The sequence below is a fragment of the Vibrio sp. 10N.222.55.B11 genome, from assembly GCF_041473705.1.
GTDB classification, from domain to species: domain Bacteria; phylum Pseudomonadota; class Gammaproteobacteria; order Enterobacterales; family Vibrionaceae; genus Vibrio; species Vibrio crassostreae_C.
The window spans coordinates 1-13,326 of record NZ_JBFRST010000036.1 but is presented as its reverse complement, the minus strand read 5'-3'; the positions used below and the strand labels follow the sequence as shown (position 1 = coordinate 13,326).

Annotated in this window: 8 protein-coding genes; 1 reads left to right on the top strand and 7 read right to left on the bottom strand. The window is 46.7% G+C overall.

Going from position 1 to position 13,326, the window contains the following annotated elements:
• Window positions 1–8: 8 nt before the first annotated feature.
• The 3 genes from AB4503_RS12485 to AB4503_RS12475 all read right to left on the bottom strand — a co-directional run bounded on the left by AB4503_RS12485 (window position 9) and on the right by AB4503_RS12475 (window position 5,042).
• Complete coding sequence (locus tag AB4503_RS12485; protein ID WP_017061065.1) at window positions 9–2,186, bottom strand: TRAP transporter permease; 2,178 nt, start codon at window positions 2,184–2,186, stop codon at window positions 9–11.
• A 184-nt stretch (window positions 2,187–2,370) separates the two neighbouring features.
• The gene (locus tag AB4503_RS12480) at window positions 2,371–3,384 is read right to left on the bottom strand and encodes a TAXI family TRAP transporter solute-binding subunit (protein ID WP_171732688.1); all 1,014 of its coding nucleotides are present in this window, start codon (window positions 3,382–3,384) and stop codon (window positions 2,371–2,373) included.
• Between the two features lie 317 nt (window positions 3,385–3,701).
• Window positions 3,702–5,042 (bottom strand): sigma-54 dependent transcriptional regulator, encoded by a 1,341-nt coding sequence (locus AB4503_RS12475; protein WP_102321268.1) that lies wholly within the window; start codon window positions 5,040–5,042, stop codon window positions 3,702–3,704.
• Between the two features lie 230 nt (window positions 5,043–5,272).
• Between AB4503_RS12475 and AB4503_RS12470 the strand changes: the two genes are divergently transcribed.
• Window positions 5,273–7,336, top strand: a complete 2,064-nt coding sequence (locus AB4503_RS12470; RefSeq protein ID WP_372114881.1) for an ATP-binding protein — start codon at window positions 5,273–5,275, stop codon at window positions 7,334–7,336.
• 120 nt (window positions 7,337–7,456) lie between these two features.
• Here the strand turns inward: AB4503_RS12470 and AB4503_RS12465 are convergent, their stop codons facing one another.
• From AB4503_RS12465 to AB4503_RS12450, 4 genes are all read right to left on the bottom strand, one after another.
• Window positions 7,457–9,907, bottom strand: a complete 2,451-nt coding sequence (locus AB4503_RS12465; protein WP_372114879.1) for a family 20 glycosylhydrolase — start codon at window positions 9,905–9,907, stop codon at window positions 7,457–7,459.
• Between the two features lie 127 nt (window positions 9,908–10,034).
• Complete coding sequence (locus AB4503_RS12460; protein WP_017070148.1) at window positions 10,035–10,664, bottom strand: bifunctional 4-hydroxy-2-oxoglutarate aldolase/2-dehydro-3-deoxy-phosphogluconate aldolase; 630 nt, start codon at window positions 10,662–10,664, stop codon at window positions 10,035–10,037.
• Between the two features lie 20 nt (window positions 10,665–10,684).
• Window positions 10,685–11,632: a sugar kinase gene (locus tag AB4503_RS12455; RefSeq protein WP_017065168.1), complete on the bottom strand. Its 948-nt coding sequence runs from the start codon at window positions 11,630–11,632 to the stop codon at window positions 10,685–10,687.
• A gap of 92 nt (window positions 11,633–11,724) precedes the next feature.
• Entirely contained in the window at window positions 11,725–13,239 is a 1,515-nt protein-coding gene (locus AB4503_RS12450) for a sodium:solute symporter family protein (protein ID WP_048660497.1), read from the bottom strand.
• Between the last annotated feature and the right edge of the window lie 87 nt (window positions 13,240–13,326).

The window sequence follows — 13,326 nt, the reverse complement described above, 5'->3', positions numbered from 1 at the left end:
CCTTTTAATTATAGGGAAGACGCGACAGTGTTAGACCCGGTTTGAGGTAACTTTTTTTCCTCACTTTCTGATTCCATTTTCACTTGATTAGCATCGTATTTACGACCGCTGTAGATAAAGATGCCAACAAAAATGGCAACACATACCAAACGGATCACGACTGAAACATCAGGCCATACTAGAGCTATACCTACCGCAACCAACGCTACTCGAGTAATAATATTAACTTCGCTCTCTAGATAACCTTCAATCGCCGCGATAAACGCGTAAGTACCAATAACAGCAAAGCCACCCGTGACTAACACGGAGATCACATCCCAACTTACCAAGTTAGTGTAGGCAATCAACAATGGTACTAAATACAAGCCTTTGGCTATCTTCCATGCCATTAATCCCGTTCTCATCGGGGGTGTTTTAGCAATGGTTGCAGCCGCAAATGCAGTTAAACAAACAGGCGGAGTCACGTTGCTGTCTTGCGATAGCCAGAAAATGATCAAGTGGGCAGAAAGCAGTGCAAGGCTGATCGCTTCTAAGCCAAGGCTCTGTTCAAGCAGAGTTTCCACAAAATCAGCAGGGACTAACGCAATCATCTCTTTGGCTGTTTCAAGTGCCATTGGCGCGTTCAGCAAATCAAGCTTATCTGGAGCAGCCAACATGAAGATAGCTTTCGCCTGTTCCGGTAACTGTCCCGAAACCAACAGGTCGAGCAACTGACTTTCAGCAATCAGTTTATACAAAGCTGGTGCAGACAGAGTACCCAACACGATATAAGCCGCGGTTACTGGTAACCCCATGCCCAGAATCAAAGACGCCAGTGCAATTAAGGCGATCATCACCAACAAATCGCCGTTCGCCCAGCTATTGATCATCAACGAGAAGGTGTTACCAATACCAGTCGTGCTGATCACGTTGATCACCAGACCAATGCCCACTAGCAACACAGCCGTGGTCGCCATGTTTTTTGCGCCTTGAGAAAGCGCTTCGATGATCGCCTTTGGACCCATTTTGTGATTTTTAGAGAACCATGAAGCCACCACGACAGACAGAATCGAGATGCCCGCAGCGTAAGTCGGCGTAAAGCCCTTCACCAACAGAGTCACTAACACCGCTAATGGGATCAGGTTGTGCCAACCCGACAGCAATACTTTCAATAGAGGCTCACAGCCAGAAGTCACCTTTTGCACACCACTGCGTTTTGCTTCGATGCGCACGAAGAATGCCACAGACAAAAAGTAGATAAGCGCAGGAACGAAGGAAACCGCAATAATATCGACATAAGGAATTTGCGTGTAAGAGGCCATGATGAACGCGCCCGCACCCATCACAGGTGGCATCAACTGCCCGCCAGTAGATGCAGCCGCTTCAACACCTGCCGCGAAGCGCGAAGGGAAACCTGCCTTTTGCATCAAGGGAATACTGATCACGCCCGTCGATACTGTGTTTGCTACGCTCGACCCGGAGACTGAGCCCATCAAGCCGGAGCCAATAACGGCAATGAAACCAGGGCCACCAATCACTTTGCCCGCCGCGGCACGGGATACATCAATAATGTAGTCGCCGACACCAGATCGAACTAAAAATGCGCCAAATAAGATGAACATGAACACGAAGGTCCAACTGATTCTTGAGATCGAACCAAACATCCCTTCTGATGAATAAAAGCTTCGATAAAGTAACGTCTCAAGGCTTAAACCCGGAAAATGAAAAATACCGCTGGTCCATTGTCCCCAAAGCACTACATAGCTTAAACACACTAAGATAAGCACTGGAATGAACCAGCCCATAGTGCGTCTAATCAGCTCGATGACGATGGCAATCGCCAAGATAGAGAAAAACCAATCACTGGCGATAAATTTTACGCCTCGGTCATACAACGCATCTTCTGCAAAGGGGATGTAGATAAGACAAGCCAGAGCCGCCAAGGCAATTCCGATGTCGACAGCCAGCGCTATCTTGCTATTTTTCAGCGAGATATGAGCGGGATACCAGAGTGCACAAATGATCGCAAAGCCAGCGAAGTGGGTCGCCGAGATCCAAAGTTCAGGCAAGGTAGATAAGGTGTTAAACCAAATGTGTAACAACGAGAGGAGCACTCCCATTGTCGTTATTGCTTTGCCTACCCAAGGGAAATCTGTTCGGGTAGGCAATTCGAATTTTTTCAGTTCCTGCTGCAGCGAATCGCTCATAGAAAACTCCTGCTCTCCGCAGCAAACACGAAGAGAAAATCCATAAAGTGAGGAGGTGCACGAACACATTCTTGAGCGAACGTGCACCAAGCAATTAAGTCACGAAGGGGTTAGTTGATGACAAACAGCTAGTTCGCGACAAATCATTAGCTCACGAACCAATAGTTACCTGACAAAAGATAAGCTAGTTAACGATCAACTCAGAAGGGATTTCTATACCCACTTCTTTATAGTAACGAGCAGCACCTGGGTGAAGCGGAACAGGAAGGCCTGCGATCCCTTTCTCAAGTGCCATTGCTTTGGTTGCTTTGTGGATACCTTGTAGGAAAGGTAGGTTTTCATAGATAGCTTTGGTCAGTTGATACACATCTTCTTCAGAAATGTCTTCACGAACCGCTAGGAAGTTAGGTTGGGCAATCGTAGTAATTGGTTTATCGACACCTGGATAAGTGTTTGCTGGGATCTCATACTTGGTCCAAATATTGTAATCACCATTCGCTTGTTTGATTTGTGCATCGGTAAACGACAAGATTTGAATATCTTCACCCAGTGCTGCAAAGGCTTGCGTCACCGCACCAACAGGAACACCAGCAGGCGTGTTCATACCATCAATTGTGCCATTTTGTAATGCGCTCGCACTGCCACCATAACCCATAAAGGCGAGTTTAAATTGTTCTGGGTCCACGGATAAGCCTTGCATGATTTGACGACCTGAGTTTTCAGTGCCTGAGTTCTTCTTACCGATAGAGAATTTCTTACCGTTTAGGTTCTCTAGATCGCTTACCGTACCTGTTTTTGCTAGATCTGAACGCACAATAAAGTGTTCTACGTTTTGCCATAACATGGAAACTGAACGCAGTTGAGTTTGTCTGCCAGATTTCTCATATGGCCCCAAACCCTGCCAAGCCCAAGCACCGTACAAACCTTGTAGAATTGCGAACTGAGCTTCGTTCTCGTTCAACAACTTTACGTTCTCACCCGAGCCCGCAGAGCTGATAGCCGCTAAAGAAAAATGCTGCTTAGGCGCAAGCTTAACTTTACTCAATGTCGCTAAGGCCACACCCACTGGATAATAGGTACCACCCGTTGAAGCCGTCGCTAAAATATAGCTGCGATCTTCTTCAGCTGACGCATTACTGATAAGGCCAAGAGAAGCCATTGCTAGCGCTAAAGTTTTAACCAGCTTGTTGTATTTCATTGTTACTCTCCATGTAGGGTTATTCACGTTATATTTTTGTTAACAACAATAGGTAGCAAGCGTAATGCCAGTTTTTAACTATTTGTTTTAATTTACTTTTATTTTAAAACCTATTCAAAATAAGCCGTTTTTTGCTTATTCCCCTGTTATTAAGTAAGCCATTTTTTGCTTATCGGCTACCGGAATTAACACCTGTAGATCGGGAAGCAAGTCACACCATGTTGCAGTTGTGTGATCAATGTATGTAAATTGATAAATATGCAATGAGCCATTTATTGCTCATTAAAAATCAACAAGCACTGCGATGAAGCCGCTCTCTAAGGGTCAACATAGTCACTTCGATTTAACCCATAACGCACCATCTTTTGGTTCAATGTTCGACGAGGTAAATCCAAATCTTGCATCACGTCATTGATACGCCCTTTATAACGAACTAAGGCATCATGAATCACTTTCCTTTCAAAGCTCTGTACTTGAACCGCCAAAGGGATGCCCGCCGTTGTGGACTCTGTGACAGAATTGGGACGACACGCCAAAATATCCCCAACGGTCAAGCTTTCATCCAATGCAAAACGAATCGCAACATTACGCAGTTCACGCACATTGCCCGGCCACGCATACGAGAGCAGTGCATAGCGATCAGCCTCACTGGCTATACGTGTTTCGGAATTGGCTTCTTGGGTGAAGTGTTCAAACAAAAGTAAGGCATCTTCTTCACGCTCACTGAGTGGAGGCAAATGCAGCTGGGCAACATTCAAACGATAGAATAGATCTTGGCGAAAGTCGGGGTGATTCAGTAGATCGCTTTTCGAGGCAGAGACCACTCGTAGATCAACATGTTGTTGCTGATTCCCCCCCACGCGTTCGACGACATTATCTTGCAAGGTGCGCAGCACTTTTACCTGCATCGACAGCGGCATACTCTCTATTTCATCAAGGAACACTGTGCCTTTGTCGGCAAATTCCAGCTTACCAATGCGTCGTTTGGCCGCACCAGTAAACGCTCCGGCTTCGTGTCCAAACAGCTCGCTTTCAAAGAGATTTTCTGGGATTGCGCCACAGTTGAGCGGAACAAACGGATGGGTTTTACGTTGGCTGAATTCATGTAAGCAAGAGGCGACCAGCTCTTTACCACAACCCGTTTCACCATAGATGATCACGTTGGTGTCTATGGAAGCGACTTTCTGGATTTGCTCGCGCAGTTCACACATCACTTTACTGCGACCGATCAGCACCTGTTCAATGCCCTTAAGGTTATCCAGATAGTTCTGACGACTGTTTCTGTCTTGGCCACTTTGATGTTTATCTACCGCTTCCGATACCGTTTGAGACAGACGCTCTGGGTCGAATGGCTTCTCAATGAAGTCATAGGCACCTTGCTGTAAGGCTTTCACCGCCATATCGACATCACCATGCCCAGTAATCAAAATAACAGGCACATCTGGCACAAGACCTTTGAAACGCCCTAGCAGATCAACACCATCAATATCAGGTAAACGAACATCGGTGATAATGGTTTGAAAATCACCCTGCTCTACGGCGTTTAACGCATCTTGTCCTACTTCAAATGCGGTGACATCGAAGCCCGCCAGCTGCAACCATTGGCTGGTTGCTTGACGCACAATCGCGTCATCTTCAATTAAAGCAATACGCTGCATAGTTTGGTTCCGCCACTCTACATCTGATTAATATCGTCCACGGTATGTAAAAAAACCTCAGACGGAAAGGAGCTAGCTCCCACTTTGAATAACACTCCTTTAACAGTTTAATAATGTTTGTTAGCTTCGATTTGTCTCACTCTCCATTCGCTTAAAAAGCAAACATAAAACCTTGTCAAACCACTAGTTCAAAGAGGCAAGCCACTAATTTTAAAGGGATTTGATCAGAAATGATGAATAACAATCGATATTGGTTATTCCTGTGTACCTGTTTATTGATTGGTTTGGTGCAGGTCACCACCAAGAATGGCATCAGCCAGTGGAAGCTTGAACAAGCCCAACGCTATGCCGAACAGCGCTTCCTTGGCTACATTGCCGAAGCAAGGCGAACCCTTAAGCGTTTCTATTATCTGCCCTACCTAGTAACCAATGATGAAACCAGTGTGCGCTTCATTGATGGTGAAGCCCGCCTAGAAAAACGCATTAAGAAGCAGCTGATTCAATTGGATAAAGCCGCCAACACCAAGGGCTGGTATCTGCTTTCTGGCGAAGGGGACTTGTTGGTATCGAGTGTTGAAAGAAGCAAACTGAGCAATAAGAACGCCAGTACAATTGTTTCGAAGATCCACCAACAAGGTGGTGCGATTTCAGTGGTGACAAAAAACAAAGGCGTGACACCCGATTACTTCATAGCGGCACCCGTATATCGAGCCTCTGATGTGGTTGGCATTGTCGCGGTGCAAATCGATTTGTCATTGTTAACCGATCAATGGTTTGCCGATGGTGAGGCGATACTGTTTCAGAACCCTCGCGATCAGTTCTTTCTCTCCAGTGACAACAGGTTGAGTGCCGATTGGTTCAATGACACCTTCAATTCTCAGCCCACAGCGACAAAACGTGAGCTGTATGACCAAACCCATATTCGCGTGTGGCGATTGCAAGATAAAGATTACCTAATTCAGTCCATCAAGTTAGACGATCTGAATTGGCGTTTAACCTACCTAACGCCATTAACCAGCCTCAACCAGACCACGAACTGGATCAGCTGGAGTGTGGCGGTTGGCTGTCTTTTCATTCTGTTACTGTTGGTTATTCTTTACCAAAGACGCCAGAAAAAGCTCAGCAATCTGAGAATCCAAAAGCTTATCGAAGAGTCTGAGAAACGACTGTCTGGGATGATCAATAAAACCCATGTTGGGTTAATACTGATCGATAAACACGGACGCATTCACGATATCAACCTGATGGCGAAGAACTACTTTTCACTATCTGATTCAATGATCAATAACATCAAGGCGTGGCAGTTATTTGAGGCAGGTAACCCGAATTCAACCACCTTGCAACTGCTCAAAAACTTAGAGCAGCATCAAGAGCTGGCCGAGATAACTAGCGTCGAAACCATGGCAAGACGCAGCGATGGCAGCTACTTCCCTGTTTTATTCTCTATTAGCGCCTTTCCTTGGCATGCGACGACTTACTACCTGTGTACCGTAATCGATATCAGCAAACGTAAGAAAGCCGAAATTGCGGTGCAAAACGCCAATAAAACGCTGCAACTGCGAGTAGAAGAGCGAACGCAAGACCTAAAAGATGCACAGCAAGAACTTGTCGAATCTAGCAAACTGGCTGCACTAGGGCGGATGTCGAGTGCGATTACTCATGAACTCAATCAGCCGCTTACTGGCCTAAAAACGCTACTTTCAAGTAACCAGCTATTGATGGAAAGAGGCGAGACCAAGATGTTGAAAGCGAACATGGACTTAGTCATGAGCCTGATCGACAGAATGGCTAACATGACCAGCCAATTGAAGTCGTTCGCCTTCCAAAGACTTGAAAAGCCTTACCCAGTTTCACTGACAGACGCACTGCAAGAAACCCTACGCATTCACCAAGCCGATCTCGAAAACGTCGATATTCGCGTGCGTGTCGCTTCCAATATTTCGATGGTAATGGGAGAAGAGGCGCGACTTCGTCAAGTGCTTGGTAACCTGCTTAGAAACGCTGTCGATGCCACGCAGAATCAGAAACCAGCAACCATTGTGATCAGCGCTCATACCGAGCAACAACGCGTGATCATCAAGGTTCAAGATAACGGTTGTGGTGTGTCTGAAGATCAACTCGAAACCATTTTCGAACCATTTCATACCAACAAAAAGATGGGCGAAGGCTTGGGGCTCGGGTTGGCTATCACAGCGAACAACGTGCGCGATATGCAAGGCACCTTGATAGCGAAGAACAATTCAGACCAAGGCATGACATTTACGTTAACACTAAACAATAGCGATAGTGAGTAGTTACTTACACAGACCTTGAACTCCACATTCTATTGAAGCGCTAGAACTAAAAAACCGCCCACAGAGGGCGGTTTTGATTCACTTATTGGCGTGTGACTTATTCACTAATCCGTTAACGACTTACTCAGCTAACTGCTTCAACAACAGTTCTGTTGGGCGCACAATCGCGATGATCGATTCATCGTAGATTTTCGCTGAATCAAACAGTATCGCTTGGTAGGCATTCACGTCAGCTTCTCTTACCTTCTCGCCAGCTTGCGCTTTAGCAATCAAAGTTAATGCTAAATCTGCAACTTCAACGGTTTTCTCTGCAACCACCACAGTCTCTACCGAAGACACGTTACCAGCGAAGACAGTTTCCGCCGCTAGTGCAGCTGATTTTGCTTGCTGATAATGCTCTGCAAGTTGCTCTAGCGCCTGCTGATTGCCTGTCGCCACTTCATTGACCAAGTCTTGCATCTCATACACCGCGTAGCTTTCTACTGGCAAAGCATCCACGAAGCGATTTAGGCGCTCGTATTGGCTGTACAAGGTGCCCTTAGGTTCAGTGGAGTTCCACTTTTCCCAGTTGCGAGCATAGTATTGAGCCGGCTCGGTGTATTTCGCTAGCACGCGCAGGTCGTGAATATCTTGGCCTTTGGCAATGCGCTTCAACAGCATATCAGCATCTGCGTGATGACGTAGCCCTACCGATACTTCCGACCATGTATCCATCGCTTTCATGCGCTTATACATACTGCGTTCGTCTGTCAGTTCTGCATCCGACCAGAAACGTTCTGCAATTGCATAACTGCGAGGCCATAGGTAGTTTTCGACCGTGAGGCTGTCTTTGTTTTCTAGCCACATGGTGATCTCGCCGCCTAAAATCAGCTCTTTTTCTTTGTCGGTTAGCTCCGCGGGGTAGCCTCCGTTTGGCTCAGGGATCACGCTGCCTTCTACATAGCTGCTCGCAATCACTTCGCCTGTGGTTGGCCAGCGCACGTTACCAATTAACTGATAGCTGCCTTCCGCAAACCCATTTGGATTCAAGTTCAGGTTGAATTCGGTATACGACATGAAGTTATCGAAGTGGCCGACAAAGGTTTTACCCGGCACATAATCAAGGATGTAGATCTCTTCACGAGACTTACCGTTGTAATCACTGAATGCGCGGAACGTGCCGTCTTTTGCTTCAATGATAGTCAGTGTTCCCTTACGTGGGCTGCCTTTAGAGCGAGGCTTTTGCCATTGGTAAGTCACAAACTTCTCACCACTGTGCAGCTTATCGTCAACCGTGATGCCACTTGGAATTGGATCATTGCGATAGTGGTAACTGGTTGGCTGAGGTTGGTCTAGGTAGTAACCCGTAGACAGAATACCTGGGTAGCCCTCTTTCGCCGCACGACCGATACTGTCGTGTCCTTGCCAGCTTTGAATCACGATAGAAGTTGGCAGATCTTTATGCCAAATCTCATCCCAACCCGTCATCTTCTTGCCACGCTCTTCCAGCATCTTTTCAACTTTTACGTTGAGGTAAGACTGTAAGCCGCGCTCACCATCGATATTGTTCTCTTCGATGAACTGTTGGTGCTTTTCGCTGTTTTTCCATTGCGCATAGTTCGGCTCATCGCCACCAATGTGGAAGTACTCGTCTGGGAACAGTTCTGTCACTTCATCAAACACGTCGCCCAGCATTTCATAGAGCTCTGGGTTAAGTGGGTCCATCAATGGCTCAAATACACCCCAGCCACGTTCTTGTTCGTAGCTTTGACCTTCACCACCCGACATCAAGCGTGGGTAAGCGTGCGCCACAGCAGAAGAGTGTCCCGGCAGTGAAACTTCTGGAATAACACGAATACCAAGATTACGAGCGTACTCAACTAAGTAACGAACTTGGTCTTTGGTGTAGTAATCACCATCAGTGGTTTCTGACCATAGACGCGGCCAAGATTCCGTTTGAATGCGGATACCTTGATCGTCCCAGAAGTGCCAATGGAACACGTTCATTTTCGCAGAAGCCATCGCATCTAGCTGACGAATCAACACATCAAATTCAATGAAGTGACGCGAGGTATCGTAAGAGACTCCACGCCAACGAAAGCGGGGCTCATCAACAATGGTTACGGCAGGAATATGGTAGCCAGTTGCTGTGGTTTCAACGAGCTGTAAAAGGGTTTCGATGCCGTGAATAGCGCCATATGGGCTTGGTGCGCTCAGCGTGATTTGCTCACCCTGAGTCGTAATTTTGTAAGACTCTACAGAGTCGATGTTCTGTACTTCAGACTTTGGCGCCGCGTCGATATCAATGATCAGGTTCGCTTCGTCTGCGCTATCAACCTGCCAGTTTAGAATCGGCACGCCAGTTTGGCGCTCTAGGCGATCGATAAAACGTTTCGCGGTGTATTCAACGCGATCAGAGTTAAAGCCTTTGATGTAAACCTTGAAGTTACCGTCGACCTTAACTTGCCCAGCTTGCAGCTCGACTGTTTGTGGATACGGCATTAAATTTAGATCGGTATTCGGAGCCATTGCTAACGCCATTGGGGACACTACTGAACTTGAAATCAATAGAGACAATATAGTTTTTTTCATTATTAGTTTTCCTATATAACGGGCGTTCTGTTTTGTTTATCGGAGGCAATTCACAAAACAGAACCATCAACCACTGCTGTTGTTTATCTTTATTTAAAACACTTATCTTTATTCCAAACGCTTCTCGTTAGTTCACAAGAGCGACCGCTTCTCGGACTAACTCCGCGATCTCGTCCCACTGTTCGTTCTCGATCATCTTCGGAGATACCATCCAAGTACCGCCACAGCACACCACGCGATCCACAGCTAGATAGTCATTAACGTTGTGTTTGCCGATACCACCAGTAGGCATTAGCGACACATCAACGTAAGGTGCGAGTAAAGATTTCACCATGTTGATGCCGCCAGACGCTTCTGCAGGGAAGAACTTCAAGAAGTTAAGACCAAGCTCTAGCGCTTGCTCTACTTGGCTTGGGTTGTTTACGCCCGGAACGATTGGCATGCCGATCTCTTGGCAGCGTTTTACGGTGTTTGGATTCAGGCCCGGTGCTACGATGAATTCGCTGCCCGCCTCTTTCGCAAGGTCGATCTGCGCTGGCGTTAATACTGTACCAGCACCGATACACATCTCTGGGTAGGCATCACGCATCGCACGAATCGAATCCGCTGCCGCTTCGGTACGGAACGTCACTTCTGCGACTGGCAGGCCGTTTTCTACTAACACTTTTGCTAGTGGAATCGCATGTTCCACCTTGTTGATTTGAATAACAGGGATAACTTTGAACTGCTTAAGTGTGTTGATCATTTCTTGAGACATAATAAATTCGCTTTGTTTTTCTATTTTTTAATTAAGTGATTCATAGCGCTTACCGGGATGATCGCGCCTGAGTATTGAATAACGGTAGAAGCCAGTTGGTGACCCAGTTCAGCTGCATCATTGGTGCTCTCACCTGTAAGACGCGCCGCCAGATAACCCGCAGCGAAGGAGTCACCTGCTGCGCAGGTGTCGACCACGTTAGAAACACGAGTCGCGGATACATAACTCTCAACAACATCGCCTTGTTCAACTTGAACAATCTTGCATGGCTCACAGCCACGTTTGATGACGATCTCTTGGCAGCCTAAGCGAAGGCAGCGTTGTTGAACGCTCTCGCCATTGCCCCAAACCAGCAGGTCGTCGTCTTCGGTAATCAGTGCAATGTCGACCAATGGTAGTAACTTGGCGTACCAATGCTGAGCTTGTTCAGTCGTCCAAAGTTGCGGGCGATAGTTGTTATCAAAAATCAGCTTGCCGCCTTGATTTGAGAACACGCTAATAGCTTTGAATAAGCGCTCACGATAGGCGTCATCTAAAATCGCGATACTGATACCGCTGATGTAAACCGCATCGACTTGTTTCTCGGTCAGGGCGATTTCAAGCTTATTCAGATCACTAGCTTGAAAGTAAGATTTGACTGCCGCGTCGTTGCGCCAGTAATGAAAGTGTCGCTCGCCTGTCTCGTCGGTTTCAACCATGTAGAGTCCAGGAAGCTTGTTCGCAATGCGTTCGACGAAATTGGTTTGAATGCCTTCTAGTTGCCAGCTATCAATCATATTTTGAGACAGCTCATCACTGCCAAGCCCTGTCGCATAGTGCACAGAGAGGTTTTGATGTTGAGTTAAGCGAGAAAGGTAAAGTGCGGTATTAAGTGTGTCACCGCCAAACTTTTTGGTTAATGGAGAGCCGCTGATTTCGACCATACATTCGCCGAAGAAAGCAATATTGAACAGAGAAGATGCCGACATAGCCGCTCCTAAAAATAAAGATAATTGACTTTAGAAAAGGCCCTACCGTTAAGCAGGGCCTGAATTAAGCAAACCAGTTGTGGAGACTAGGTTTAGCTTGTTTGATTTGCAGGACGTTGAGGTGCCGCTTCTTCTTCAAGTACGCCAGTCTCAGACATTTCCATCTCCATCAGAGCACGCTCGTCATCAAGAATCGCTTTTGCCATTTCAGGTGTTACTTGGTTAGCCGGAGTCACTAGGCTCACAACCACACCTGCCGTTAGAGCAAACAGACATGATGGGATAACTGGGTTGCCCCAGAAGGCTGTGTAGTCAGCGTTTAACATTACTACGAATGAAGCTACAGAAGCACCCGCTAGTGTTGCAAGCGCACCTTGCCAGTTGTAGCGTTTCCAGAATTTACCCAACATACCGCACACAAACATGCCCGACATAACCGTTGAAATCATCTTAGTGATGTAGCCAATGATGTCGTTTGACGTCAGTGCGAACAGTAGTGCGAAGCCAATCACCACAACCAAAGCTAGACGAGAGTAGTTCAACATTGATTCTTTGTTTGGTACGCGGCCTGTGAACATCACGTACACGTCACGCAGTAGGATAGATACACCGGCAATCGCATCTGAGCTTGCACTCGACATGGTTGCAGATAGACCTGCGATAAGAACAATCATGCCTACGCCAACTGGAAGAACCGTTGCAGCTACGTATGGGAACGAGTAGTTCGGGTTATCCAATGATGGGTCGATTGCGTGCGCAGCCATACCAATGATTGCTGGAATAATAGAGAAGAAAAGGTACAACACACCAGAAGCGACAAATGAGCGACGGATAGTTGAAACATCTTTACCAGAGTAGATACGCTGACGGAATGAAGGTGTTGCAAGTACGCCCACACCGATAACCACAGCCAGAGAAACAGCAGGCAGAATGCCCAGTTTATCGATTGCTAAAAAGCTTGTAGCAGCAGGGTCCATCGCAGCGTAAAGGTTATCCATGCCACCAATGTGATCAACAGACATTACCGCCATTAGGATGAAGCCAGCAAAAAGGATGATTGCTTGAATCGTATCGGTCCATACAACTGCTGTGTAACCACCGATAACAACGTAGATAGTGAAAGCTGCAGCAATAATAATTTTCGCAAGGTTAAGGTCGATGTCTGCAATCCACGCTAGGTACATGCCGCCACCTAGAATGTGCGCACCTAACCAACCGATTGACGCGATAAAGATAAGTAGGCCAACCACGTTTTTTACGATTCGGTTAGCGCCAACGTAATAAGCCAGCTCTTCACTCATGGTCATGAAGTTCAGTTTACGAACCGGAGCAAACCAAAGTGCAAGCAATAGGATGCCGACAGCACCGCCAATTCCGTACAGAGCACCTGCCCAGCCATTTGCGTAGCCGAAGCCAACCGCGCCCATACTTGAACCCGTGCCGACCATAGTCGCAACCGTTGTACCAAGTACTAAGAATAATGGCAGGCCACGGCCGCCTAATAAGAAATCTTCGCCAGATTTTTGATTACGCGAGACAAACCAGCCTAACCAAATTAGAAAACATACGTACACGCCGAAGCCTGTAAGAAAAAGTGTGCTGTTCATTTGACACCTCTCAGTGAAATATTGAGTTCATTCTTGAACTTTATTTATGATTCATTCATTTTTATATTTCATATAATTACTTCTGTC

What these genes read in the sequence shown, in the direction of transcription:
- AB4503_RS12485 (WP_017061065.1), bottom strand. Translation starts at nt 2,186, where the DNA reads ATGAGCGATTCGCTGCAGCAGGAACTGAAAAAATTCGAATTGCCTACC.
- AB4503_RS12455 (WP_017065168.1), bottom strand. Translation starts at nt 11,632, where the DNA reads ATGTCGGCATCTTCTCTGTTCAATATTGCTTTCTTCGGCGAATGTATG.
- AB4503_RS12460 (WP_017070148.1), bottom strand. Translation starts at nt 10,664, where the DNA reads ATGTCTCAAGAAATGATCAACACACTTAAGCAGTTCAAAGTTATCCCT.
- AB4503_RS12465 (WP_372114879.1), bottom strand. Translation starts at nt 9,907, where the DNA reads ATGAAAAAAACTATATTGTCTCTATTGATTTCAAGTTCAGTAGTGTCC.
- AB4503_RS12450 (WP_048660497.1), bottom strand. Translation starts at nt 13,239, where the DNA reads ATGAACAGCACACTTTTTCTTACAGGCTTCGGCGTGTACGTATGTTTT.
- AB4503_RS12475 (WP_102321268.1), bottom strand. Translation starts at nt 5,042, where the DNA reads ATGCAGCGTATTGCTTTAATTGAAGATGACGCGATTGTGCGTCAAGCA.
- AB4503_RS12470 (WP_372114881.1), top strand. Translation starts at nt 5,273, where the DNA reads ATGATGAATAACAATCGATATTGGTTATTCCTGTGTACCTGTTTATTG.
- AB4503_RS12480 (WP_171732688.1), bottom strand. Translation starts at nt 3,384, where the DNA reads ATGAAATACAACAAGCTGGTTAAAACTTTAGCGCTAGCAATGGCTTCT.